Source organism: Streptomyces sp. NPDC058307, from assembly GCF_042880295.1.
Taxonomy (GTDB): Bacteria; Actinomycetota; Actinomycetes; order Streptomycetales; family Streptomycetaceae; genus Streptomyces.
In genome coordinates, this window is sequence record NZ_JBHVYZ010000023.1 from 81,946 (window position 1) to 105,430 (window position 23,485).

The following is a 23,485-nucleotide window of genomic DNA, read 5'->3' on the forward strand; positions in this document are numbered from 1 at the left end:
TGTGTTTCAGCGCTTGCAGACGGCGTGGTTCAGCGCTTGCCGATCAGGTCCGAGGGATAGGCCCCCGCGGTCATCGCGGCCCGCGCGAACCCCACCGCGAGCTCCGTCAGCCGTCGTACGCCCTCGGCCCCGAGGTGCTCGTACGGGGCCCGGTCCAGGCGGTCCGTCTCCGCCTCGATCTGCTCCCGTAGGGCGACCCCCGGCTCGGTCAGCTCCCCGTCGGAGTCCAGCAGTCCGCGCCCTTCGAGCCGTCCGACGGCCGCGTCCCACTCCTGGCGGGTCCACCCGCGCGTGGTGAACACCCAGGAAGGCGTCATGCCCCGGCCCGTCGCGGTGTGGGTCACCAGGGCCTCCAGACCGTCCAGCTCCGCGGACATCAGGGCGGCGAGATGCCCGTCGCCCCGGTGCTCGCGCAGCAGCGTCGCGGCGTGCCAGAACGCCAGGTGGGGTGCCTCGGGCACCGGCAGGTCGGCGTGCGCGGAGTACAGCGGGCGCGCGGCGCGCGAACAGGCCTCGGCGGCCCGCAGCGCGAGCCGCGCGGCCTCGGCCATCCCCTCCGATGCCACGGTCTCGTCGCCCAGCAGGCGGCGCAGGGTCGAGTCGACGGCACGCGTGCGTGCCGCCAGGACCTGTTCGGGCGTGGCGGTCCGCCACACGGCGGGCACGTGCTCGGCGACCAGCTCGTGCTTGTAGTTGTAGAACGCCGCCGTGACCGCCCCCGCGCCGACCGGGCCCAGCGCGGCGGCCCGCACCGCGAAGTTGACGGCTCTCGGATGGGTGACGCCGATCGCGGCCAGCTCCTTGCCCAGGTCGGGAGAGAAGTAGTGCGCCGCGTGCAGGGAGTTGAGCGGGTTGTGACAGCGGCGGCCGGCACGTGTTTCCAGGGCGGCAGTAGTCATGACGAGCAGGTTACCGACCGCTTGGTATCCGTTCGAGGGGTGTACCGGGCATGGCAGGAAAGGTGGGACGAACTGCGGAAGTCCGGGATCGAGCCGACGGGGGAGCGGGTGGTGACCGACGGCAAGTACGTCACCGCGGCCGGCGTCTCCTCCGGCATCGACATGGGGCTCGCGCTGATCGGCCGCATGGCCGGCGAGTTCGTCGCCCAGGCCGTACAACTGGGCATCGAGTACGACCCGCAGCCGCCCTACGACGCCGGAGCCCCGCAGAAGGCGCCCGCCGACGTCGTCGAGCTGATCCGGTCGAGGAGCCGGTTCATCCTGGGCCGGGAACCGACCACGTGAACCGCGGCTGACGGCGCTCCAGGAACGCGGCAACCCCCTCCGCGGTGTCGCCGCTGCCCCGCGCCTGCCCGCTCCAGTAAGCGTCCCGGTCCGTACGGCCGTCCGTGAACTCCTTCGCCGCGGCCTGCGTGAGCTGCGAACGGGACGCCAGGATCCGGGTGAACTCCCCGACCCGCTTGGCCAGTTCGCCCTCCGGTAGCACCTCGTCCACCAGGCCCGTGCGCAGCGCCCGCTCCGCGTCGATCAACTCGCCGGAGAACAACAGGTACTTGGCGGTGGCCGGGCCGACCAGTGACACCAACCGCCGGGTGGAGGACGCCGGATACACGATCCCGAGCTTCGACGGTGTCACCCCGAACAGCGCGCCCTCCTCGGCGAACCGCAGATCGCACGCCGCCGCGAGCTGCGCACCGCCGCCCACACAGTGCCCCCGGATCGCCGCCAGCGTCGGCTTCGCAAACGCGGCGAGGGCCTCCTCGGCGCGCACCGCGAGCCCCTGCGCATCCTCGGGCGATTCCCGCAGCGTGGAGATGTCGGCGCCCGCGCAGAAGGTCCCGCCCCGACCGGTCAGCACGAGTGCCCGGACGTCCGGATCGGCGGCCAGCGTGTCAAGCAGCGGCGGCAGCGCCCGCCACATCGCGGCCGTCATGGCATTGCGCTTGGCCGGATGGTGCACTACGACGGTAGCGACCGAGTCGGTGACGGTGTGCAGCAGCTGCGGCTCCGGGAGCTCCATGCGTCGGATGCTAGCCCCACGCCCCGACCGTACGATCAAGAAGGGGTGCGCAGTGCGAGGAGGGCCCGCATGACAGTGCACAAGGCGGAGAACCCCGAGACGGCCAAGCTCAGCCGTGACTTCGGCTGGCTCGCGGCGCTCGGCGTGATCCTGGTGCTCGCCGGACTCGTCGGGCTGATCTACACCGGGGTGGCCACGCTCACCTCGATGATCCTGTTCGGCTGGCTGCTGCTGATCGGCGGCGTGGTCGGCCTGCTGCACGCGGTCCAGGCCCGGGACTCCAACTTCTTCTGGCTCGGTGCCGTGGTCGCCGCCCTGAACATCGCGGCCGGCGTCGTCGTCATCGGGCGACCGGAGGCGGCGGCAGCGGCGCTGACCATGTTCGCAGCGCTGCTCTTCCTGACCGGCGGGGTGTTCCGGCTGGCCGGCAGCCTGGTGGTGCGCGGACCGCAGTTCGGATGGACGCTCGTGCAGGGCGCCTTCGACCTGCTGCTCGGGATCCTGGTGCTGGCGTCCTGGCCGAGCAGCAGCAAGTACGTGATCGGCTGCTTCTTCTCGCTCGCCCTGCTCTTCGACGGCCTCGGCCTCGTCGCCACCGGCTTCGGTGGACGCAAGGTCGTCGGCATGGTCACCGAGCGGCAGAAGGCGGCCGCGAAACCGACACACCTTGAGTAGTTCCATGCGGAAAGAGTCAGAGGCGCTCGATATGCGCTGACTTCTGTTCAGTTCGGCGGGTCGGAGTGACGTGCTGCCAACACTCGACGTGTGGTGACAATCGAGCGCAAGGGTGGCGACCGAAGAATGGACGACCATGGGCGTGGGTCCGGCCCTCGCCCAGCGGACAGCGGAGAAGACCCCCTCGAACCGGGCCCTTTCGAACGGGACCCTCTCGAACCGGATTCCGACGGCTCGGATCCCCGCGAACCGGATCCCCGAGAACCGGGCTCCCTCGACCCGGGCACACCGGATCCGCTGCCGTACGAGGGCGTGTGGCGGTTCACCGCCCCCGCCGTCGACGCCTCGGTCCCCCAGGCGCGGCACGCCGTGCGGGACCTGCTGTACCGCCAGGCGGTGCCCGTCTCGGACGACCTCGTCCAGGGCCTCCTGCTGATCGTGTCCGAGCTCGTCACGAACGCCGTCCGGCACGCGGCCCTGCTCTCGCCGATGCTCGCCGTGGAGGTGGCCGTCGGCGCGGAGTGGGTGCGGGTGTCCGTGGAGGACAACCACCCCTACCGGCCGACCGCCCTGGAGGCCGCGCACAGTGAGACCGGGGGCCGGGGACTGCTGCTCGTGCGCGAGATCACCCGGGAGGCGGGCGGGGTCTGCGACGTCGAGCACACGGCCGGCGGCGGCAAGGTGATCTGGGCCGCCCTGCCGCTCATGGCCGTGCGCGTGTCCTGAGGGCCCGAGAGCCCCTCACCAGCCGGCGGACGGGCCCGTCAGCTCCCTGACCGCGGGACGGGCCGCGTCCAGCACCGTCATGAACCACGCCGAGAAGACGTCCTTCGCGTGCCGCTCCGCCAGCTCGGCCGGGGTCACGAAGACGGTCGTGGCGACCTCCTCCGGGTCCGGGGCGAGCGAGGACTGCACCATGCCGACGAAGAGGTGGTTGTACTCCTGCTCGACCAGGCCCGAGTCCGGGTCCGGGTGGTTGTAGCGGACCGAGCCCGCCTCGGCGAGCAGCGACGGCGAGACCCCCAGCTCCTCGTACGTCCGCCGGGCCGCCGCCGCGAAGGGCGCCTCGCCCGGGTAGGGGTGACCGCAGCAGGTGTTGGACCACACGCCGGGGGAGTGGTACTTGCCCAGCGCGCGCTGCTGGAGGAGCAGCCGGCCCCGCTCGTCGAAGAGGAACACCGAGAAGGCCCGGTGCAGTTGTCCCGGCGGCTGGTGCGCGGCGAGTTTCTCCGCGGTGCCGATCGTCACACCGTGCTCGTCGACCAGTTCCAGCAGGATCGCGTTCGCGGCGCCGTTCGACGGAGTGTGCGTCGTGGTGGCAGGTGTGGTCGGCATACCCATCCTTCACATCGGTCTTCGCGCCCCAAGTGTGCCGCACGGATCCGGCACTCCCGGCAGTTGATCGTGCCCGGCGCGGCGGGCGGGGAACCGCTCGGGGCGGTGCTGTGCGGTGGAGGACGCAAAGGTCCGCCGGATCGCTGCATTCCGTCAGAACGGGCGTTTCATGCACCGTACACGTGTGTCACTGGCGCAGCCGTCAGTGGCACAGATGCGCCTCGTGCTCCGCGTGCCCGCCCGGCTCCAGCTGGAAGGTGCAGTGCTCCACGTCGAAGTGGTCGCCGAGGCAGTTCTGGAGTTCGTGCAGCATCTTCTCGTGGCCGATGGCGCTGAGCACGTCGGAACGCACCACCACGTGCGCGGACAGCACCGGCATCCCCGAGGTGATCGTCCAGGCGTGCAGGTCGTGGACGTCCTCCACGCCGTCCAGGGCCAGCATGTGGGTCCGTACCTCCGTCATGTCGACGTCCTTGGGCGCCGACTCCAGCAGGACGTCGAGGGTCTCGCGCAGCAGCTTGAAGGTACGCGGCACGATCATCAGGCCGATGACGAGCGAGGCGATCGGGTCGGCGGCCTGCCAGCCCGTGGTCAGGATCACCGTCGCCGAGACGATCACCGCGAGCGAGCCCAACGCGTCCGCCGCGACCTCCAGGAACGCCCCGCGCACGTTCAGGCTCTCCTTCTGGCCACGCATCAGCAGGGTCAGCGAGATCATGTTCGCGACCAGACCGATCGCACCGAACACGATGGTCAGCCCGCCCTCGGTGTCGGCCGGAGTGACGAACCGCTGGATCGCCTCGTACAGGACGTAGCCGCCGACTCCGAGCAGCAGCAGACAGTTCGCGAGGGCTGCGAGGATCTCCGCGCGGGCGTACCCGAAGGTGCGGTTGCCGGTCGCCGGGCGGTTCGCGAAGTGGATCGCGAGGAGGGCCATGCCGAGACCCAGCGCGTCCGTCGCCATGTGCGCCGCGTCCGCGACCAGGGCGAGGGAGTCCGCGACCATGCCGCCGACGATCTCGACCACCATGACGGTGAGCGTGATCGACAACGCCACCCGCAGCCGGCCGACGTACGCCGCGGTCGCCGTACCACCGGCCGACGCATGTGAGTGCCCGTGATCGTGCCCTGCCCCCATGGAAGCCGCCTCCTGCGCGTTGATCCGGAACACCCGGCCGGGATCACAGTGAACTACGGGCGGGGGGTATCCGGCAACGCGGCACTGAACACCGTTGTCATGTGCCCTGACCTGCGGAAACGAATCGCAGGTCAGGTTGCCTCAGTTGTGGTGCAGCAGCCATCCGCACCAGGCGGACTCGATCATCTCGCGCACTCCTCGCCGCGCGCTCCAGCCGAGGGTCTCGGCGGCCCGCGCGGCCGAGGCCACCGACACGGGCGCGTCCCCGGGGCGCCGGGGCTCCACTACCGCGGGCCGCCGGTCTCCCGTCACCTCGCCGATCACCGTGACCATCTCGCGTACGGAGACGCCCTCGCCGCGACCGATGTTGACCGTCAGGTCACCGTGCCGTCCGCCCTCGGACAGTCGCCGGGCCGCCGCGAGATGCGCCTCGGCGAGGTCGGACACATGGATGTAGTCACGGACGCAGGTGCCGTCCGGCGTCGGATAGTCGTCGCCGAAGATCCGCGGGGCCTCGTCGCGGGTGAGGCGGTCGAAGACCATGGGCACGATGTTGAAGACGCCGGTGTCCGCGAGCTCCGGCGCCGCGGCCCCGGCGACGTTGAAATAGCGCAGGCAGACGGTGGAGATCCCGTGTGCCTGTCCGGCCGCCCGCACCAGCCACTCCCCGGCGAGCTTCGTCTCGCCGTAGGGGTTCACCGGGGCGCACGGCGTCTCCTCCGTGATCAGTTCCGTGGCGGGGTTGCCGTAGACCGCCGCCGAGGAGGAGAAGAGGAAGCGCTCGATCCCGGCCTCCGCGACCGCCTCCAGGAGGGTCGCGAGACCGCCGACGTTCTCCTGGTAGTAGCGGGCCGGCTGCGCCACCGACTCGGCGACCTGCTTGCGCGCCGCGAGATGCACCACACCCGTCACCGCGTGCTCGGCCAGCATCCGCTTCAGCAGGCCGCCGTCCAGCGAGGAGCCCCGCACCAGCGGCACCCCGGCGGGCAGCCGCGCGGGCACTCCTGCCGACAGGTCGTCCAGGACGAGCACCCGCTCCCCGGCCCCCGTCATGGCCCGCGCCACATGCGCCCCTATGTACCCGGCACCGCCGGTGATCAGCCACGTCATGGTCGCCCACCCTATGCCGACGCTCCCGGACCTCTCGCGTTGTCCCGGATGTCCGCTCTGTGGAGCGCAGTTTGTGGGCGGGGGCCCGGATCACCGATGATGATCGCGGCAAAGGCCGGGGGAGACGGTGTTGATCGGCCCGTGAACGGGCGGTGAACGCGGCCTTCTTGGCATCCGATAGCCTCTGCCGACATGCCGCCCGCCTGGCCCGGCCAAGGGGCGCCCCCATCGTGCACATGACCGGCGCCCGCGCGTCGGCACCCAGGGAGTGAGTTCGGTTGTCGACCGCCATCCTCACCGGTCAGCCGGTCCCCGGATCGTCGATCGAGGGTGATCTGCGGTCCCTCGGTTTCGACGTGCGGGTCGCCGCGGACGCCGCCGACGCCGAGCGGCTGGTCGCCGAGGCAGCCGGCGACCAGCGCGTCGCCGTCGTCGACGCCCGGTTCGTCGGCCACGTGCACGCACTGCGCCTGGGCCTGACCGACCCTCGCTTCTCCCTCGCCGCGCTGCCCGGCGCCGTCACCGCACAGCCCGACGGCCGTACGACCCTCACCCGCGCGCTGGCCCGCGAGAACTCCGCGGGCGGCGGCACAGCCGTCGCGGTGGACAGCCTTCCCGACCGCATCGTCACCGCGCTGGCCGACGACGGCGCCGAGGTGTACCGCCCCGAGCTCGGCAGCCTGGTCGCCGCCGTCCCCGCCGACCCGCAGGCCCGCAACGAGGCACGGCAGGCCGTCGCGGACGTCGACGACGAGGCCGTACGCCTGAAGTCCGCCGTGAAGTCCCGCGACGGCTTCTTCACCACCCACTTCATCAGCCCCTACTCCCGCTACCTCGCCCGCTGGTGCGCCCGTCGCGGCCTGACCCCGAACCAGGTCACCACGGCCTCGCTGATCACCGCGCTCATCGCGGCGGCGTGCGCGGCCACCGGCACCCGCGGCGGGTTCATCGCCGCCGGCGTCCTGCTCATCGCGTCCTTCGTCCTGGACTGCACCGACGGCCAGCTCGCCCGCTACTCGCTGCAGTACTCCACCCTCGGCGCCTGGCTCGACGCGACCTTCGACCGGGCCAAGGAGTACGCCTACTACGCCGGCCTCGCCCTGGGCGCGGCCCGTGGCGGCGATGACGTCTGGGCCCTCGCGCTCGGCGCGATGATCCTGCAGACCTGCCGGCACGTGGTCGACTTCTCCTTCAACGAGGCGAACCACGACGCGACCGCCAACACCAGCCCCACGGCGGCCCTTTCGGACAAGCTCGACAGCGTGGGCTGGACCGTGTGGGTCCGGCGGATGATCGTCCTGCCCATCGGGGAGCGCTGGGCGATGATCGCGGTGCTCACCGCGGTCACGACTCCCCGGATCACCTTCTACGCCCTTTTCGTCGGGTGCGCCTTCGCTGCGACGTACACGACGGCGGGCCGGGTGCTGCGGTCGCTGACCCGCAAGGCGCAGCGCACGGACCGGGCGGCACAGGCGCTGGCGGACCTCACGGACTCGGGCCCGCTCGCGCAGGGCATCGCGGGGCTCCTCAAGGCTCCCGCGCGCCGCCTGCCCGGTTTCGCCGCCCCTGCTCTGGCCCTGCTCGGCGGTCTCGTCCTCGTCGGTCTCGCCTGGCAGCCCGGCTTCGGCGGACCGCTGACAGTGGTCGGAGCCGTGATCTACGCGGTCACCTCGGCCCTGGCCGTGGCCCGCCCCCTCAAGGGCGCCCTCGACTGGCTGGTCCCGCCCTTCTTCCGCGCCGCGGAGTACTGCATCGTCCTGCTGCTCGCGGCCGAAGCGGACGTGAACGGGGCCCTTCCTGCGGCTTTCGGCCTGGTGGCCGCCGTCGCCTACCATCACTACGACACGGTGTACCGCATCCGCGGCAACGCCGGAGCGCCCCCGGTCTGGCTGGTGCGTGCCGTCGGAGGGCAGGAGGGGCGGACACTTCTCGTCGCCGTTCTGGCCGCGGCGCTCACCGCTTCGCAGTTCACGCTCGCGCTCACGGTCCTGGCCGTGGCCGTGGCCCTGCTGGTGCTCGTCGAGAGCATCCGCTTCTGGGTGTCCGCTGGGGCGCCCGCCGTACACGATGAAGGAGAACCCGCATGATCGGCCTCGTGCTGGCGGCCGGCGCCGGACGCCGTCTGCGCCCCTACACCGACAGCCTTCCCAAGGCTCTGGTGCCGGTGGGCCCCGCGGGCATAGAGGGCGAACCCACGGTTCTCGACCTCACGCTCGGCAACTTCGCCGAGATCGGTCTGACCGAGGTCGCGGTCATCGTCGGCTACCGCAAGGAGGCCGTGTACGAGCGCAGGGTGGCGCTGGAGGCGAGGTACGGCCTCAAGCTCACCCTCATCGACAACGACAAGGCCGAGGAGTGGAACAACGCCTACTCCCTGTGGTGCGGCCGTGACGCCCTCAAGGACGGCGTGATCCTCGCCAACGGCGACACCGTGCACCCGGTTTCCGTCGAGAAGACACTGCTCGCCGCCCGTGGTGAGGGCAAGCGGATCATCCTCGCCCTGGACACCGTGAAGTCCCTGGCGGACGAGGAGATGAAGGTCGTCGTCGACGCCGAGAAGGGCATGACGAAGATCACCAAGCTGATGGACCCGGCCGAGGCCACCGGCGAGTACATCGGTGTCACCCTCATCGAGGGCGACGCCGCCCCCGAACTGGCCGACGCCCTGAAGACGGTCTGGGAGACCGACCCGCAGCAGTTCTACGAGCACGGCTACCAGGAGCTCGTGAACCGCGGCTTCCGCATCGACGTCGCGCCGATCGGCGACGTCCCGTGGGTGGAGATCGACAACCACGACGACCTCGCCCGTGGACGGGAGATCGCGTGCCGCTACTGACAAGGCTGATTCCCTCGCCGGTCGTCGTGGACATCCGCCCGGGTGCCCTCGACGACCTGGCGGGTGTGCTCGCCGACGAGCGCATCTCGCACTCCGGCAAGCTGGCCGTCGCCGTCAGCAACGGCTCCGGCGCCAGGCTGAAGGAGCGGCTTGCTCCCGCCCTGCCCGGCGCCACCTGGTACGAGGTCGGCGGCGGCACCCTCGACGACGCGATCCGGCTGGCCGGCGAGATGAAGGCCGGCCACTACGACGCGGTCGTGGGACTCGGCGGCGGCAAGATCATCGACTGCGCCAAGTTCGCCGCGGCGCGCATCGGCCTGCCCCTGGTCGCCGTACCGACCAACCTCGCGCACGACGGCCTGTGCTCGCCCGTCGCGACCCTCGACAACGACGCGGGCCGCGGCTCGTACGGCGTGCCGAACCCGATCGCGGTCGTCATCGACCTCGACGTCATCCACCAGGCCCCGGCCCGCTTCGTGCGCGCCGGCATCGGCGACGCGATCTCCAACATCTCCGCCATCGCCGACTGGGAGCTCGCCCACCGCGTCAAGGGCGAGAAGATCGACGGCCTCGCCGCCGCGATCGCCCGCCAGGCCGGCGAGGCGGTCCTCCGGCACCCCGGCGGCATAGGGGACACCGACTTCCTCCAGGTGCTCGCCGAGGCGCTGGTGCTCAGCGGTATCGCCATGTCCGTGTCGGGGGACTCCCGGCCTTCCTCCGGCGCCTGCCACGAGATCAACCACGCGTTCGACCTGCTCTACCCCAAGCGCGCCGCCGCCCACGGCGAACAGTGCGGCCTGGGCGCGGCCTTCGCGATGTACCTGCGCGGAGCCCACGAGGAATCGGCGTACATGGCCGGGGTACTGCGCCGGCACGGACTTCCGGTGCTGCCGGAGGAGATCGGCTTCACGCCCGCGGAGTTCGTGCGCGCCGTGGAGTTCGCCCCGCAGACCCGCCCCGGCCGCTACACCATCCTCGAACACCTCGACCTCAAGACCGACCAGATCAAGGACATCTACGCCGACTATGTCAAGGCCATCGGTAGCTGAACTCCGTCCGGTCGTCCACCCCGCAGGGGTCAAGGACCGGCGCAGCGGTGAGCACTGGATGGGACGCCTCTACATGCGTGAGGTGTCCCTGCGGGTGGACCGCTACCTGGTGAACACCAGGGTCACGCCCAACCAGCTCACGTACCTGATGACCGTCTTCGGGGTCCTCGCGGCCCCGGCGCTGCTGGTGCCGGGGATCCCGGGGGCCGTGCTCGGTGTGGTGTGCGTCCAGATGTATCTGCTGCTCGACTGCGTCGACGGCGAGATCGCGCGCTGGAAGAAGCAGTACTCGCTCAACGGCGTGTACCTGGACCGCGTGGGCGCGTACCTGACCGACGCGGCCGTGCTCGTCGGCTTCGGTCTGCGCGCCGCCGACCTGTTCGGCAGCGGCCGTATCGACTGGCTGTGGGCCTTCCTCGGCACGCTGGCCGCGCTCGGCGCGATCCTCATCAAGGCCGAGACCGACCTGGTCGGCGTCGCCCGCCACCAGACCGGGAAGCCGCCGGTCCAGGAGGCGGCCGCCGAGATGCGCTCCTCCGGCATGGCACTGGCCCGCCGGGCCGCCGCCGCGTTCAAGTTCCACCGGCTGATCCTCGGCATCGAGGCGTCCCTGCTGATCCTGGTCCTCGCGTTCGTGGACCAGGCGCGCGACGACCTGTTCTTCTCCCGGCTCGGCGTTGCCGTGATGGCGGGCATCGCGCTGCTCCAGACGCTGCTGCACCTCGTGTCGATCCTCGCCTCCAGCAGGCTGAAGTGAGTACCGGTGTGAAGGTCGGCGCGGTCATCATCACCATGGGCAACCGCCCCGAGGAGCTGCGTGCCCTGCTCGACTCGGTCGCCAAGCAGGACGGTGACCCGGTCGAGGTGGTCGTCGTCGGCAACGGCTCGCCCGTCCCGGACGTCCCGGACGGCGTGCGGACCATCGAGCTGCCCGAGAACCTCGGCATCCCCGGCGGCCGCAACGTCGGCATCGAGGCCTTCGGCCCCAGCGGTCGCGACGTCGACATATTGCTTTTCCTGGACGACGACGGTCTCCTCCCGAACCACGACACCGCCGAACTGTGCCGCCAGGCGTTCACCGAGGACCCCCGGCTCGGCATCGTCAGCTTCCGCATCGCCGACCCCGACACCGGGGTCACCCAGCGCCGGCACGTCCCCCGGCTGCGGGCCGCCGACCCGATGCGCTCCTCCCGGGTGACCACCTTCCTCGGTGGCGCCAACGCCGTACGCACCCAGGTCTTCGCCGAAGTCGGCGGCCTCCCGGACGAGTTCTTCTACGCCCATGAGGAAACGGACCTCGCATGGCGGGCCCTCGACGCGGGCTGGATGATCGACTACCGGTCCGACATGGTGCTGTACCACCCGACGACCGCGCCCTCGCGGCACGCGGTCTACCACCGCATGGTCGCCCGCAACCGTGTCTGGCTCGCCCGCCGCAACCTGCCCGCGCTGCTCGTCCCGGTCTACCTGGGTGTCTGGATGCTGCTCACCCTGGTGCGCCGCCCCTCACGGCCCGCCCTGAAGGCATGGTTCGGCGGCTTCCGGGAAGGCTGGAGCACGCCGTGCGGACCGCGCAGGCCGATGAAGTGGCGTACCGTCTGGCGCCTGACGCGACTGGGCCGGCCCCCGGTCATCTGACAAGCTCGTCCTGAGAGCGGCCGGCCGCACCGCGGCTCCACGCCCATGCCCTGCCCGTACCGGCCGCGCATCCCGCAGCATCCCGAAGCATCCCGAAGAGGAAAGCTATCCATCAGTGAGTGAGACAACGCACGACGGCACGGTCGCGGTGAGCGCGCCCGCGTCGCCCGACGAGGGCCTCACGGCGGCACAGCTCGCCGGCCGGTACGGCCTGACCGTGAGCGGCGCCCGGCCCTCACTCGTCGAGTACGTCCGCCAGCTCTGGGACCGGCGCCACTTCATCCTCGCGTTCTCGCGGGCGAAGCTGACCGCCCAGTACAGCCAGGCCAAGCTCGGCCAGCTGTGGCAGGTGGCGACGCCGCTGCTGAACGCGGGCGTGTACTTCTTCATCTTCGGCGTCATCCTGAACGCCAGCCGGGGCATGTCGAAGGACGTGTACATCCCGTTCCTGGTCACGGGTGTCTTCGTGTTCACCTTCACGCAGAGTTCCGTCATGGCGGGCGTCCGCGCCATCTCCGGCAACCTCGGCCTGGTCCGCGCACTGCACTTCCCGCGGGCGTCCCTGCCGATCTCCTTCGCGCTCCAGCAGCTCCAGCAGCTGATGTTCTCGATGGTCGTGCTCTTCGCCGTGGCGATCGGCTTCGGCCACTACCCGGACCTGTCCTGGGCGCTGATCGTCCCGGTGCTGATCCTCCAGTTCCTCTTCAACAGCGGCCTGGCGCTGATCATGGCCCGCGCGGGTGCCAAGACCCCGGACCTGGCGCAGCTCATGCCGTTCGTGATGCGCACCTGGATGTACGCGTCCGGCGTGATGTTCTCGATCCCGATCATGCTCGCCGACAAGCCGCAGTGGGTCGCCACGGTGCTCCAGTGGAACCCGGCGGCCATCTACATGGACCTGATGCGTTTCGCCCTGATCGACGAGTACGGCGGCGAGAACCTGCCCGACCACGTCTGGGCGGCGGCGGGCGGCTGGGCGGCGCTCTTCGCGCTCGGCGGTTTCGTGTACTTCTGGAAGGCGGAGGAAAGGTACGGCCGTGGCTGAGGACACCAGGGACGAGCAGAACCCCACGGTCACCGCGGATGCGCAGACCCCGACCGTCATCGCGGACGAGCTGCACATCGTCTACCGCGTCAACGGCGCCAAGGCCGGCAAGGGCAGCGCGACCGCCGCGCTGAGCCGCATCCTCAAGCGAGGCTCCGACGATGCGGCGCGGGGCGTGCGCAAGGTGCACGCCGTCAAGGGCGTCTCCTTCGTCGCCTACAAGGGCGAGGCGGTCGGCCTGATCGGTTCCAACGGCTCCGGCAAGTCGACGCTGCTGCGCGCCATCGCCGGTCTGCTGCCCGCCGAGAGCGGCCGCGTCTACACCCACGGCCAGCCGTCTCTTCTCGGCGTCAACGCGGCCCTGATGAACGACCTCACCGGCGAGCGCAACGTCATCCTGGGCGGGCTCGCGATGGGTATGACGCGGGAGCAGATCAAGGAGCGCTACCAGGAGATCGTCGACTTCTCCGGGATCAACGAGAAGGGCGACTTCATCACCCTTCCGATGCGCACGTATTCCTCCGGCATGGCGGCCCGTCTGCGCTTCTCCATCGCCGCGGCCAAGGACCACGACGTCCTGATGATCGACGAGGCCCTGGCCACCGGTGACCGCAAGTTCCAGAAGCGTTCCGAGGAACGTATCCGGGAACTGCGCAAGGAGGCCGGCACGGTGTTTCTCGTCAGTCACAACAACAAGTCGATCCGTGACACCTGCAACCGCGTCCTGTGGCTGGAGCGCGGGGAACTTCGCATGGACGGCCCGACCGACGAGGTCATCAAGGAGTACGAGAAGTTCACGGGCAAGTAGTCCACTGCGCCGCGGACGAAAACGACCGCTCCGCTCGACCTGGCTCCGCCGGAACTGTTTCGGCGGGGCCACACGTCTGCAAAGGAAGCGTCAACTTCGGCGCCCCTTAGGAATCTTGGGGCCAATCGGTGTGTTGTTGTGATGTGCAGGACACCCCGACGATCCTTGCCGCGTTGTACAACGTAAGCTGTAGCGGTGCCCAATCGCGGCAAGTGGGGCGATAATGCGCAGCACCCGATCACGGGGACGCCGCGCGGACGGCCGGGCGGCGTGTCCGAAATAGTGTGCCTTGGGTCGGCGGTGTAGAACGGGAGATGTGACGGCGATGGCTACGGAAACTCCCCAGCTCAACGCAGCACGTGCCGTCCCCGCCGCGGGCAGGCAGCGATGACGGAGACCGGCACGACGCGCCCCGGAGTCACGGAGCGCGGAACGCTCGACAAGGCCGCGGCGGAGAACTTCCCCGTGGCTCCGTTCTTCCTGCCCAAGGACTGGCGCACCGACCTCATGGCGGTCTACGGCTTCGCGCGCCTCGTCGACGACATCGGCGACGGCGATCTGGCCCCCGGCGGCGCCGACGCCGACCTGCTCGGCGTGTCCCCCGCGGAGGCCGGGGACCGGCTGGTCCTGCTGGACGCCTTCGAGGCCGACCTGCACCGCGTCTTCTCCGGAGCGCCCCGCCACCCGCTGCTGCGCCGCCTCCAGCCCACGGTCCGCCGCCGCTCCCTCACCCCCGAGCCCTTCCTCGGCCTGATCGCCGCCAACCGCCAGGACCAGCTCGTCACCCGCTACGAGACCTACGACGACCTGCTCGCCTACTGCGAGCTGTCCGCCAACCCCGTCGGCCGTCTCGTGCTCGCCGTCACCGGCACCTCGACCCCCGAGCGGATCCGTCTCTCGGACGCGATCTGCACGGCCCTCCAGATCGTCGAACACCTCCAGGACGTCGCCGAGGACCTCGGTCGCGACCGGATCTACCTCCCCGCCGAGGACATGAAGCGCTTTCACGTCCAGGAGACGGATCTCGCCACGAAAACCGCGGGCGCATCGGTGCGCGCTCTGATTGCATACGAGGCGCAACGCGCCAGCGAACTCCTGAATGAAGGCGCCCCCCTGGTGGGTAGCGTCCACGGCAGACTGAAGCTGCTGCTCGCAGGGTTCGTGGCGGGGGGAAGGGCGGCGCTCCGCGCGATCGCCGCCGCCCAGTACGACGTACTTCCCGGCCCGCCCAAGCCCGGCAAGCTCCAACTGCTGCGCGAGGTGGGCGTCGCTCTGCGAGGAGAGGGGTGATCCGGACCGTGGAGTCACCACCGCACGTGCCCGCACCGGTACTCGCCGCCTACAGCTACTGCGAGACCGTGACCGGACAGCAGGCCCGTAACTTCGCGTACGGCATCAGGCTGCTGCCGACGTCCAAGCGGCGTGCGATGTCGGCGCTCTACGCGTTCTCGCGGCGCGTCGACGACATCGGCGACGGCGCCCTGGCGGACGGCGTCAAGGCCGCGAGACTCGAGGACACCCGGGCGATGCTGACCCGGGTGCGTGAGGGCGCCGTCGACGAGGACGACACCGATCCGGTGGCCGTCGCCCTCGCCCACGCCGCCGAGACCTTCCCGATCCCGCTGAGCGGCCTGGACGAACTGATCGACGGCGTCCTGATGGACGTACGCGGCGAGACCTACGAGACCTGGGACGACCTGAAGGTCTACTGCCGCTGTGTGGCGGGCGCCATCGGACGCCTCTCGCTCGGCGTGTTCGGCACCGAACCCGGGGCGCGCGCCGCCGAACGCGCGCCGGAGTATGCCGACACGCTCGGTCTCGCGCTCCAGCTCACCAACATACTGAGAGACATCCGTGAGGACGCCGAGGGCGGGCGCGTCTATCTGCCCGCCGACGACCTCGCGAAGTTCGGCTGCTCGGCCGGCTTCAAGGGGCCGAAGCCACCGGAGGGCGCCGACTTCGCGGGCCTCGTGCACTTCGAAGTGCGACGGGCCCGCGCCCTTTTCGCCGAGGGCTACCGGCTGCTGCCCATGCTCGACCGGCGCAGTGGTGCCTGTGTCGCCGCCATGGCCGGCATCTACCGCCGCCTCCTCGACCGCATCGAACGCGACCCCGAGGCGGTGCTGCGCGGCCGGGTCTCGCTGCCCGGACGCGAGAAGGCGTACGTCGCCGTCCGGGGCCTCTCGGGCCTGGACACCCGGCACGTGACGCGGCAGGCCGTCAGGAGGCGCGCTTGATGGACGGCGTGGACAATTCGGTCCAAGGTGATGCCACCGGAGAAAAGCGGCACGCAACCCTCCGCTCGAGGACGGCGTCCCTGACTGCAACGGCCGGCCGTGCACCGTTCGAGCACCACGGCGTCCGGGCAGGGGAGGGTGTGCGATGACCGACGGACAGCAGTCCGGGCGGGACGCGGTCGTGATCGGCGGTGGGCTCGCCGGTATCACCGCCGCGCTCGCGCTCGCCGACGCCGGGGTGCGCGTCACCCTCCTCGAAGGCAGACCGCGCCTGGGCGGACTCGCCTTCTCCTTCCAGCGCGGCGAACTGACCGTCGACAACGGACAGCATGTCTACCTGCGCTGCTGCACCGCCTACCGCTGGTTCCTCGACCGCATCGAGGGGACGGCGCTGGCACCGCTGCAGGACCGTCTCGACGTGCCCGTACTCGACGTGGCCCGGCCCGCGGGCCGACGGCTCGGCAGACTGCGGCGCGACGCGCTGCCGGTGCCCCTGCATCTGGGACGCAGCCTCGCGACCTATCCGCATCTCTCGCTCGCCGAGCGGGCCAGGGTGGGGCGTGCCGCGCTCGCGCTCAAGGGGCTCGACCTCGCCGATCCGAGCCTGGACGCACAGGACTTCGGCAGCTGGCTGACCGCGCACGGTCAGTCGGCGCGTGCCGTCGAGGCCCTGTGGGACCTGGTCGGGGTCGCCACCCTCAACGCGGTCGCGCGCGACGCCTCGCTGGGGCTCGCCGCGATGGTGTTCAAGACCGGTCTGCTGTCCGACCCGGGCGCGGCCGACATCGGCTGGGCGCACGTCCCGCTGGGTGAACTGCATGACCGGCTCGCCCGCAAGGCGCTCGACGCCGCGGGCGTGCGTACCGAGGTCCGTACACGCGTCACCTCCATCTCTACTGACGAGAACGGCACTTGGAGCGTTCAGGTTCCCGGGGAGACGCTCCGGGCCGACGCGGTCGTGCTCGCCGTCGCCCAGGGCGAGGCGTGTGACCTGCTGCCGGAGGGCGCGCTGGACGCCCCGGAAAGTCTTCGGGCGATCGGCACCGCGCCGATCCTCAACGTCCATGTCGTCTACGACCGCAAGGTCCTCGACAAGCCGTTCTTCGCGGCCCTCGGCACCCCGGTGCAATGGGTCTTCGACCGCACCGACGCCTCCGGGCTGCGCGAGGGCCAGTACCTCGCCCTGTCCCAGTCGGCCGCGCACGACGACATCGACAAGCCCGTGGCAGAGCTGCGCGAGCGCTATCTGCCCGAGTTGGAGCGGCTGCTGCCCCTCGCGCGCGGCGCCGAGGTGAAGGACTTCTTCGTGACCAGGGAGCGCACGGCGACGTTCGCCCCGGCCCCCGGCGTCGGACGGCTGCGGCCCGGCGCCCGTACGAAAGCCCCCGGCCTCTACCTGGCCGGCGCGTGGACCGCCACAGGGTGGCCCGCGACCATGGAGAGTGCGGTCCGCAGTGGTGTGAGTGCGGCGGACGCCGCCCTCGCGGCCCTGGGCCGGCCCCGCCCCGCCCGTCTCTTCGAGTTCGAGGAGGCCGCGTGATGCTCGACCAGCACGGCGTATCCGGCCCCAGCACCTCCGGTACCGCAACAAGAGGAGAGACTGTGCCCACTGTGCCCCCGGCCGAGACGGCCGCTGCGAGGAACGCGGTGGACGTGACCGCGCTCCTGGAGCGCGGCCGGACCCTGGCCACTCCGGTGCTGAAGGCGGCCGTCGACCGCCTCGCATCCCCGATGGACACCGTTTCCGCCTACCACTTCGGCTGGATCGACGCCCAGGGCAACCCGGCGGACGGGGACGGCGGCAAGGCCGTGCGCCCCGCCCTCGCCGTCCTCTCCGCCGAGGTCACCGGCGCCCCGCCCGAGACCGGCATCCCGGGCGCGGTCGCCGTCGAACTGGTCCACAACTTCTCCCTGCTGCACGACGACCTGATGGACGGCGACGAGCAGCGCCGCCACCGCGACACCGTCTGGAAGGTGCACGGCCCCGCCCAGGCCATCCTGGTCGGCGACGCCCTCTTCGCCCTGGCCAACGAGGTCCTGCTGGAGCTCGGCACCGTCGAGGCGGGCCGCGCCACCCGCCGTCTGACCACCGCCACCCGCGCCCTGATCGACGGCCAGGCCCAGGACATCTCCTACGAGCACCGCGACCGCGTCAGCGTCGAGGAGTGCCTGGAGATGGAGGGCAACAAGACCGGCGCCCTGCTGGCCTGCGCCAGCTCCATCGGCGCCGTGCTCGGCGGCGCGGACGACCGCACCGCCGACACCCTGGAGAGGTACGGCTACCACCTCGGCCTCGCCTTCCAGGCCGTCGACGACCTCCTCGGCATCTGGGGCGACCCCGTCTCCACCGGCAAGCAGACCTGGAGCGATCTGCGCCAGCGCAAGAAGTCACTGCCGGTCGTGGCCGCGCTCGCGGCGGGCGGTGCCGCCTCCGAACGGCTCGGCGAGATCCTCGCCGCCGACGCCAAGAGCAGCGACTTCGAGAACTTCTCCGAGGAGGAGTTCGCGGCCCGCGCCGCCCTCATCGAGGAGGCGGGCGGCCGCGAGTGGACGGCCGCCGAGGCCCGCCGTCAGCACACCATCGCCATCGAAGCCCTGGACGCCATCGACATGCCCGACCGGGTGCGGGCACAGTTCACGGCGCTCGCCGACTTCGTCGTCGTACGAAAGAGATGATCACTATCGGTCGAATAGCCCTCGCGTAGTCGCCGGCCGGTGCTGCGAGGAAAGGAAAGGCACCGGCCGACGGCGGACCCACAGCAGAGCACCACATTGCACACTGCACGAAGGGGAAGCCATGACAGCGACGACCGACGGAAGCACCGGGGCCCTGCCGCCCCGCGCTGCCGCGGCCAGCGAAACCCACCTCGACACCCCCGTCGCGGCCGGGATACAAGAAACCGCCGTGCGTGCCGTCCAGCGCGCCACCGCCCATCTGCTCGCCCGGCAGGACGCCGAGGGCTGGTGGAAGGGTGACCTCGAGACCAACGTCACGATGGACGCCGAGGACCTGCTGCTCCGTCAGTTCCTCGGCATCCGCGACGAGTCCACCACCCGCGCCGCCGCCAAGTTCATCCGCGGCGAGCAGCGCGAGGACGGCACCTGGGCGAGCTTCTACGGCGGGCCCGGCGAACTGTCCACCACCATCGAGGCGTACGTCGCCCTCCGCCTGGACGGCGACGCCCCCGACGCCCCGCACATGGCGAGGGCCTCCGCCTGGATCCGCGCCCAGGGCGGTATCGCCGCCGCCCGGGTGTTCACCCGGATCTGGCTCGCCCTGTTCGGCTGGTGGAAGTGGGAGGACCTGCCCGAACTCCCGCCGGAGCTCATCTACTTCCCCAAGTGGTTCCCGCTCAACATCTACGACTTCGGCTGCTGGGCCCGCCAGACCATCGTCCCGCTGACGATCGTCTCCGCGAAGCGCCCGGTGCGGCCCGCGCCCTTCCCGCTCGACGAACTGCACATCGACCCGGCCGACCCGAACCCCGCCAAGCCCTTTGCCCCGGTGGCGAGTTGGGACGGCGCCTTCCAGCGTCTCGACAGGGCGCTGCACCAGCTGCGCAAGGTCGCCCCGCGCAGACTCCGCAGAGCCGCGATGAACAGCGCGGCCCGCTGGATCATCGAGCGGCAGGAGAACGACGGCTGCTGGGGCGGCATCCAGCCTCCGGCCGTGTACTCGGTGATCGCCCTGCACCTGCTCGGCTACGACCTCCAGCACCCGGTCATGCGGGCCGGTCTGGAGTCCCTGGACCGGTTCGCCATCTGGCGCGAGGACGGGTCCCGGATGATCGAGGCCTGCCAGTCGCCGGTGTGGGACACCTGCCTCGCCACCATCGCGCTCGTCGACGCGGGTGTGCCCGCCGACCACCCGCAGATCGTCAGGGCCGCCGACTGGATGCTCGGCGAGGAGATCGTCCGGCCCGGTGACTGGTCGGTCAAGCGGCCCCAACTCCCGCCGGGCGGCTGGGCGTTCGAGTTCCACAACGACAACTATCCCGACATCGACGACACCGCCGAGGTCGCTCTCGCCCTGCGCCGGGTCAGACACCACGACCCCGAGCGGGTGGAGAACGCCATCGGGCGCGGGGTGCGCTGGAACCTCGGGATGCAGTCGAAGAACGGGGCCTGGGGCGCCTTCGACGTCGACAACACCAGCCCCTTCCCCAACCGGCTGCCGTTCTGCGACTTCGGCGAGGTCATCGACCCGCCGTCCGCCGACGTCACCGCGCACGTGGTGGAGATGCTGGCCGTCGAGGGGCTCGCCCACGACCCGCGCACCCGGCGCGGCATCGAGTGGCTGCTCGCCGAACAGGAGCCGGACGGCTCCTGGTTCGGACGCTGGGGCGTCAACTACATCTACGGGACAGGGTCGGTGGTGCCCGCGCTGACAGCCGCCGGACTGCCCGCCTCGCACCCGGCGATCCGGCGGGCCGTGACCTGGCTGGAGAAGGTGCAGAACGACGACGGCGGCTGGGGCGAGGACCTGCGCTCCTACAAGCACGTCAAGGAGTGGAGCGGCCGCGGTGCCTCCACCGCCTCGCAGACGGCCTGGGCGCTGATGGCCCTGCTGGCCGCGGGGGAGAAGGACTCCAAGGCCGTCGAGCGCGGCATCGCGTGGCTCGCGAGCACCCAGCGCGAGGACGGCTCCTGGGACGAGCCCTACTTCACCGGCACCGGCTTCCCCTGGGACTTCTCCATCAACTACCACCTCTACCGGCAGGTCTTCCCGCTCACCGCCCTGGGCCGCTACGTCCACGGAGAACCGTTCTCCCGGACCGAGGCCCTTTGATGAGCACCCAGCCCGCCACCGCCCCGCTGCTGATCGCCTGCGCTCTCGGCATCGAGCACCTCGCCCTGCGCACCGGCGACCGCGGCGGGGCCGGCGGGCCGGTCACCCTGCTCAGGACGGGCATGGGCCCCAAGGCCGCGCAGCGGTCCGTCACCCGGCGGCTGGCCGACCCCGCCCTCGCCGGGGCCGCCGTCCTGGCCACCGGGTTCTGCGCGGGCCTCGCCCCCGGGATGCACCCCGGCGACCTCGTGGTCGCCGAGGAGACCCGGGATCCGGACGGAACCGTTCCGTGTCTGGAGACCGACCTGCTCGTCAAGGAGCTCGTACGGGCCCTGCCGGGACGTACCGTGCACACCGGACCCCTCACCGGCTCCGATCACGTCGTTCGCGGTCACGAGCGGTCGCAGCTGCTCGCGACCGGCGCGATCGCGGTCGACATGGAGTCCGCGGCCACGCTCCTCAGCGCCGTGCGGGCGGGCGAACGCCCGGTTGCGGCCGTCCGGGTGGTCGTCGACGCTCCACAACATGAACTCGTCCGGATCGGCACGGTACGCGGTGGAATATCAGCCTTCCGCGTTCTTCGTTCCGTCCTTCCCGCATTTTACGAATGGCACCGTTCCTTGCTGCTCCCCCGGAGGTGAGCCAGATGGCCATGCCGCTGCGCCAGTCCATCAAGGTCGCTACATACTTGGCCGAACAAAAGCTCCGCAAGCGGGAGAAGTTCCCGCTGATCGTGGAGCTGGAACCTCTTTTCGCATGCAATCTGAAGTGCGAGGGCTGCGGCAAGATCCAGCATCCGGCGGGGGTGCTGAAGCAGCGCATGCCGGTGGCCCAGGCCGTGGGGGCGGTTCTCGAGTCCGGTGCGCCCATGGTGTCCATCGCCGGCGGTGAGCCGCTGATGCACCCTCAGATCGACGAGATCGTGCGGCAGTTGGTGGCGAAGAAGAAGTACGTCTTCCTCTGCACCAACGCCATGCTGCTGCGCAAGAAGATGGACAAGTTCACGCCCTCCCCCTACTTCGCCTTCGCCGTGCACATCGACGGACTGCGCGAGCGGCACGACGAGTCCGTGGCGAAGGAGGGTGTGTTCGACGAGGCGGTGGAGGCGATCAAGGAGGCCAAGAAGCGCGGCTTCCGGGTCACCACCAACTCGACCTTCTTCAACACCGACACCCCGCAGACCATCATCGAGGTGCTCAACTTCCTCAACGACGACCTCAAGGTCGACGAGATGATGATCTCGCCCGCCTACGCCTACGAGAAGGCGCCCGACCAGGAGCACTTCCTGGGCGTGGAGCAGACCCGTGAGCTGTTCAAGAAGGCCTTCGCGGGCGGCAACCGCAAGAAGTGGCGGCTCAACCACTCCCCGCTCTTCCTGGACTTCCTGGAGGGCAAGGTCGACTTCCCGTGCACGGCCTGGGCGATCCCGAACTACTCCCTGTTCGGCTGGCAGCGGCCCTGCTACCTGATGAGCGACGGGTACGTGCCCACGTACCGCGAACTCATCGAGGAGACCGACTGGGACAAGTACGGCCGCGGCAAGGACCCGCGCTGCGCCAACTGCATGGCGCACTGCGGCTACGAGCCGACCGCTGTCCTCGCCACCATGGGCTCGCTCAAGGAGTCGCTGCGGGCCATGCGTGAGACCGTCTCCGGAAACCGCGAGTAGCGCCATGACCGCCATCTCCTTGGGCGTCCCCGAGGTACCGGTCCGGCCGATCGCCGAGCGGCGCGTGTCGCGGCAGATCCACGTCGGACCGGTGGCGGTCGGGGGCGGGGCGCCGGTGTCGGTGCAGTCGATGACGACGACCCGTACGTCGGACATCGGCGCCACCCTCCAGCAGATCGCCGAACTCACCGCGTCCGGCTGCCAGATCGTCCGTGTCGCCTGTCCCACGCAGGACGACGCGGACGCCCTGGCGACCATCGCGCGCAAGTCGCAGATCCCGGTGATCGCGGACATCCACTTCCAGCCCAAGTACGTGTTCGCGGCGATCGAGGCCGGCTGCGCGGCCGTACGCGTCAATCCGGGGAACATCAAGCAGTTCGACGACAAGGTCAAGGAGATCGCGCGGGCCGCGAAGGACCACGGCACGCCGATCCGGATCGGGGTCAACGCCGGGTCGCTGGACCGGCGGCTGCTCCAGAAGTACGGCAGGGCGACCCCGGAGGCGCTGGTCGAATCGGCGTTGTGGGAAGCGTCGTTGTTCGAGGAGCACGGCTTCCGGGACATCAAGATCTCCGTCAAGCACAACGACCCCGTGGTGATGGTGGCCGCCTACCAGCAGCTCGCCGAGCAGTGCGACTACCCGCTGCACCTGGGGGTCACGGAGGCCGGTCCCGCCTTCCAGGGGACGATCAAGTCGGCGGTGGCCTTCGGGGCGCTGCTGTCGAGGGGGATCGGCGACACCATCCGCGTGTCCCTGTCCGCGCCGCCCGCCGAGGAGGTCAAGGTCGGCATCCAGATCCTGGAGTCGCTCGGGCTCAGGCAGCGGCGCCTGGAGATCGTCTCGTGCCCGTCCTGCGGGCGTGCGCAGGTGGACGTGTACAAGCTGGCCGACGAGGTCACGGCGGGTCTGGAGGGCATGGAAGTGCCTTTGCGGGTCGCGGTGATGGGGTGTGTGGTCAACGGTCCCGGCGAGGCGCGGGAGGCGGACCTGGGGGTCGCCTCCGGCAACGGCAAGGGGCAGATCTTCGTGAAGGGCGAGGTCGTCAAGACCGTTCCGGAGTCGAAGATCGTGGAGACCCTCATCGAGGAGGCGATGAAGATCGCCGAACAGATGGAGCAGGACGGCGTCGCGTCGGGGGAGCCGGCCGTCACCGTGAGTTGAACAGCACGGACCGA

23 protein-coding genes and 1 pseudogene are annotated in these 23,485 nt (G+C 70.6%); 19 read left to right on the forward strand and 5 right to left on the reverse strand.

Annotated elements, in window-relative coordinates; genetic code table 11:
• Positions 1-29: 29 nt before the first annotated feature.
• Complete coding sequence (locus ACFVYN_RS18680) at positions 30-899, reverse strand: hypothetical protein (RefSeq protein WP_389999549.1); 870 nt, start codon at positions 897-899, stop codon at positions 30-32.
• A 66-nt stretch (positions 900-965) separates the two neighbouring features.
• On the opposite strand from ACFVYN_RS18680, the pseudogene ACFVYN_RS18685 reads away from it, so the two are divergent.
• Positions 966-1,244, forward strand: a pseudogene (locus ACFVYN_RS18685) (DJ-1/PfpI family protein); the annotation flags it as partial.
• On the opposite strand, the gene ACFVYN_RS18690 reads toward ACFVYN_RS18685, so the two are convergent.
• The gene (locus tag ACFVYN_RS18690) at positions 1,216-1,980 is read right to left on the reverse strand and encodes an enoyl-CoA hydratase/isomerase family protein (protein WP_389999552.1); all 765 of its coding nucleotides are present in this window, start codon (positions 1,978-1,980) and stop codon (positions 1,216-1,218) included. The pseudogene ACFVYN_RS18685 and the gene ACFVYN_RS18690 overlap by 29 nt on opposite strands.
• A gap of 69 nt (positions 1,981-2,049) precedes the next feature.
• Between ACFVYN_RS18690 and ACFVYN_RS18695 the strand changes: the two genes are divergently transcribed.
• Positions 2,050-2,655, forward strand: a complete 606-nt coding sequence (locus ACFVYN_RS18695; protein ID WP_389999555.1) for an HdeD family acid-resistance protein — start codon at positions 2,050-2,052, stop codon at positions 2,653-2,655.
• A gap of 126 nt (positions 2,656-2,781) precedes the next feature.
• The gene (locus ACFVYN_RS18700; protein WP_389999558.1) at positions 2,782-3,381 is read left to right on the forward strand and encodes an ATP-binding protein; all 600 of its coding nucleotides are present in this window, start codon (positions 2,782-2,784) and stop codon (positions 3,379-3,381) included.
• A 15-nt stretch (positions 3,382-3,396) separates the two neighbouring features.
• Here the strand turns inward: ACFVYN_RS18700 and idi are convergent, their stop codons facing one another.
• The 3 genes from idi to galE all read right to left on the reverse strand — a co-directional run bounded on the left by idi (position 3,397) and on the right by galE (position 6,238).
• On the reverse strand, positions 3,397-3,990 hold the full coding sequence (gene idi, locus ACFVYN_RS18705) for an isopentenyl-diphosphate Delta-isomerase (RefSeq protein ID WP_389999560.1): 594 nt from the start codon (positions 3,988-3,990) through the stop codon (positions 3,397-3,399).
• Between the two features lie 202 nt (positions 3,991-4,192).
• Positions 4,193-5,128 carry a cation diffusion facilitator family transporter gene (locus tag ACFVYN_RS18710; RefSeq protein ID WP_389999563.1) on the reverse strand — a complete coding sequence of 312 codons (936 nt, stop codon included), beginning with the start codon at positions 5,126-5,128 and terminating at the stop codon, positions 4,193-4,195.
• A 141-nt stretch (positions 5,129-5,269) separates the two neighbouring features.
• Complete coding sequence (gene galE, locus ACFVYN_RS18715; protein ID WP_389999565.1) at positions 5,270-6,238, reverse strand: UDP-glucose 4-epimerase GalE; 969 nt, start codon at positions 6,236-6,238, stop codon at positions 5,270-5,272.
• A gap of 278 nt (positions 6,239-6,516) precedes the next feature.
• Between galE and ACFVYN_RS18720 the strand changes: the two genes are divergently transcribed.
• The 16 genes from ACFVYN_RS18720 (at position 6,517) to ispG (ending at position 23,471) form a co-directional block, all read left to right on the forward strand.
• Positions 6,517-8,325, forward strand: a complete 1,809-nt coding sequence (locus ACFVYN_RS18720) for a DUF5941 domain-containing protein (RefSeq protein ID WP_389999569.1) — start codon at positions 6,517-6,519, stop codon at positions 8,323-8,325.
• Positions 8,322-9,074: a sugar phosphate nucleotidyltransferase gene (locus ACFVYN_RS18725; protein ID WP_389999572.1), complete on the forward strand. Its 753-nt coding sequence runs from the start codon at positions 8,322-8,324 to the stop codon at positions 9,072-9,074. Before ACFVYN_RS18720 ends, ACFVYN_RS18725 begins: the two co-directional genes overlap by 4 nt.
• Positions 9,062-10,123 carry an iron-containing alcohol dehydrogenase family protein gene (locus ACFVYN_RS18730; RefSeq protein ID WP_389999575.1) on the forward strand — a complete coding sequence of 354 codons (1,062 nt, stop codon included), beginning with the start codon at positions 9,062-9,064 and terminating at the stop codon, positions 10,121-10,123. Before ACFVYN_RS18725 ends, ACFVYN_RS18730 begins: the two co-directional genes overlap by 13 nt.
• Positions 10,101-10,880: a CDP-alcohol phosphatidyltransferase family protein gene (locus ACFVYN_RS18735; protein ID WP_389999577.1), complete on the forward strand. Its 780-nt coding sequence runs from the start codon at positions 10,101-10,103 to the stop codon at positions 10,878-10,880. The genes ACFVYN_RS18730 and ACFVYN_RS18735 overlap by 23 nt, the downstream gene beginning before the upstream one ends.
• Entirely contained in the window at positions 10,877-11,761 is an 885-nt protein-coding gene (locus tag ACFVYN_RS18740; protein WP_389999580.1) for a glycosyltransferase family 2 protein, read from the forward strand. Before ACFVYN_RS18735 ends, ACFVYN_RS18740 begins: the two co-directional genes overlap by 4 nt.
• A 115-nt stretch (positions 11,762-11,876) precedes the next feature.
• Positions 11,877-12,806, forward strand: coding sequence for an ABC transporter permease (locus ACFVYN_RS18745; protein WP_389999582.1), 930 nt, complete (start codon positions 11,877-11,879; stop codon positions 12,804-12,806).
• Positions 12,799-13,614 carry an ABC transporter ATP-binding protein gene (locus ACFVYN_RS18750; protein WP_389999585.1) on the forward strand — a complete coding sequence of 272 codons (816 nt, stop codon included), beginning with the start codon at positions 12,799-12,801 and terminating at the stop codon, positions 13,612-13,614. The genes ACFVYN_RS18745 and ACFVYN_RS18750 overlap by 8 nt, the downstream gene beginning before the upstream one ends.
• A 387-nt stretch (positions 13,615-14,001) precedes the next feature.
• The gene (gene hpnC, locus ACFVYN_RS18755) at positions 14,002-14,904 is read left to right on the forward strand and encodes a squalene synthase HpnC (RefSeq protein WP_389999588.1); all 903 of its coding nucleotides are present in this window, start codon (positions 14,002-14,004) and stop codon (positions 14,902-14,904) included.
• Positions 14,901-15,851, forward strand: a complete 951-nt coding sequence (gene hpnD, locus ACFVYN_RS18760) for a presqualene diphosphate synthase HpnD (protein WP_389999590.1) — start codon at positions 14,901-14,903, stop codon at positions 15,849-15,851. Before hpnC ends, hpnD begins: the two co-directional genes overlap by 4 nt.
• Positions 15,851-16,000 carry a DUF6380 family protein gene (locus ACFVYN_RS18765; RefSeq protein WP_389999592.1) on the forward strand — a complete coding sequence of 50 codons (150 nt, stop codon included), beginning with the start codon at positions 15,851-15,853 and terminating at the stop codon, positions 15,998-16,000. Before hpnD ends, ACFVYN_RS18765 begins: the two co-directional genes overlap by 1 nt.
• Positions 15,997-17,391, forward strand: coding sequence for a hydroxysqualene dehydroxylase HpnE (gene hpnE, locus ACFVYN_RS18770; protein ID WP_389999594.1), 1,395 nt, complete (start codon positions 15,997-15,999; stop codon positions 17,389-17,391). The genes ACFVYN_RS18765 and hpnE overlap by 4 nt, the downstream gene beginning before the upstream one ends.
• Before the next feature lie 71 nt (positions 17,392-17,462).
• Positions 17,463-18,527 (forward strand): polyprenyl synthetase family protein, encoded by a 1,065-nt coding sequence (locus tag ACFVYN_RS18775; protein ID WP_389999635.1) that lies wholly within the window; start codon positions 17,463-17,465, stop codon positions 18,525-18,527.
• 121 nt (positions 18,528-18,648) lie between these two features.
• The gene (gene shc / locus ACFVYN_RS18780; protein WP_389999596.1) at positions 18,649-20,640 is read left to right on the forward strand and encodes a squalene--hopene cyclase; all 1,992 of its coding nucleotides are present in this window, start codon (positions 18,649-18,651) and stop codon (positions 20,638-20,640) included.
• Positions 20,640-21,281: a 1-hydroxy-2-methyl-2-butenyl 4-diphosphate reductase gene (locus tag ACFVYN_RS18785; RefSeq protein ID WP_389999598.1), complete on the forward strand. Its 642-nt coding sequence runs from the start codon at positions 20,640-20,642 to the stop codon at positions 21,279-21,281. The genes shc and ACFVYN_RS18785 overlap by 1 nt, the downstream gene beginning before the upstream one ends.
• Before the next feature lie 5 nt (positions 21,282-21,286).
• Positions 21,287-22,309, forward strand: coding sequence for an adenosyl-hopene transferase HpnH (hpnH, locus tag ACFVYN_RS18790; RefSeq protein WP_352380702.1), 1,023 nt, complete (start codon positions 21,287-21,289; stop codon positions 22,307-22,309).
• A gap of 4 nt (positions 22,310-22,313) precedes the next feature.
• Entirely contained in the window at positions 22,314-23,471 is a 1,158-nt protein-coding gene (gene ispG / locus ACFVYN_RS18795; RefSeq protein ID WP_389999600.1) for a flavodoxin-dependent (E)-4-hydroxy-3-methylbut-2-enyl-diphosphate synthase, read from the forward strand.
• Positions 23,472-23,485 lie beyond the last annotated feature (14 nt).

Coding starts and splice junctions, on each gene's coding strand:
- idi (WP_389999560.1), bottom strand. CDS start 3,990: ATGCCGACCACACCTGCCACCACGACGCACACTCCGTCGAACGGCGCC.
- hpnC (WP_389999588.1), top strand. CDS start 14,002: ATGACGGAGACCGGCACGACGCGCCCCGGAGTCACGGAGCGCGGAACG.
- ACFVYN_RS18690 (WP_389999552.1), bottom strand. CDS start 1,980: ATGGAGCTCCCGGAGCCGCAGCTGCTGCACACCGTCACCGACTCGGTC.
- ACFVYN_RS18785 (WP_389999598.1), top strand. CDS start 20,640: ATGAGCACCCAGCCCGCCACCGCCCCGCTGCTGATCGCCTGCGCTCTC.
- ACFVYN_RS18765 (WP_389999592.1), top strand. CDS start 15,851: ATGGACGGCGTGGACAATTCGGTCCAAGGTGATGCCACCGGAGAAAAG.
- shc (WP_389999596.1), top strand. CDS start 18,649: ATGACAGCGACGACCGACGGAAGCACCGGGGCCCTGCCGCCCCGCGCT.
- hpnE (WP_389999594.1), top strand. CDS start 15,997: ATGACCGACGGACAGCAGTCCGGGCGGGACGCGGTCGTGATCGGCGGT.
- ACFVYN_RS18725 (WP_389999572.1), top strand. CDS start 8,322: ATGATCGGCCTCGTGCTGGCGGCCGGCGCCGGACGCCGTCTGCGCCCC.
- ACFVYN_RS18710 (WP_389999563.1), bottom strand. CDS start 5,128: ATGGGGGCAGGGCACGATCACGGGCACTCACATGCGTCGGCCGGTGGT.
- ACFVYN_RS18695 (WP_389999555.1), top strand. CDS start 2,050: ATGACAGTGCACAAGGCGGAGAACCCCGAGACGGCCAAGCTCAGCCGT.
- ispG (WP_389999600.1), top strand. CDS start 22,314: ATGACCGCCATCTCCTTGGGCGTCCCCGAGGTACCGGTCCGGCCGATC.
- hpnH (WP_352380702.1), top strand. CDS start 21,287: ATGGCCATGCCGCTGCGCCAGTCCATCAAGGTCGCTACATACTTGGCC.
- galE (WP_389999565.1), bottom strand. CDS start 6,238: ATGACGTGGCTGATCACCGGCGGTGCCGGGTACATAGGGGCGCATGTG.
- ACFVYN_RS18680 (WP_389999549.1), bottom strand. CDS start 899: ATGACTACTGCCGCCCTGGAAACACGTGCCGGCCGCCGCTGTCACAAC.
- ACFVYN_RS18700 (WP_389999558.1), top strand. CDS start 2,782: ATGGACGACCATGGGCGTGGGTCCGGCCCTCGCCCAGCGGACAGCGGA.
- ACFVYN_RS18735 (WP_389999577.1), top strand. CDS start 10,101: ATGTCAAGGCCATCGGTAGCTGAACTCCGTCCGGTCGTCCACCCCGCA.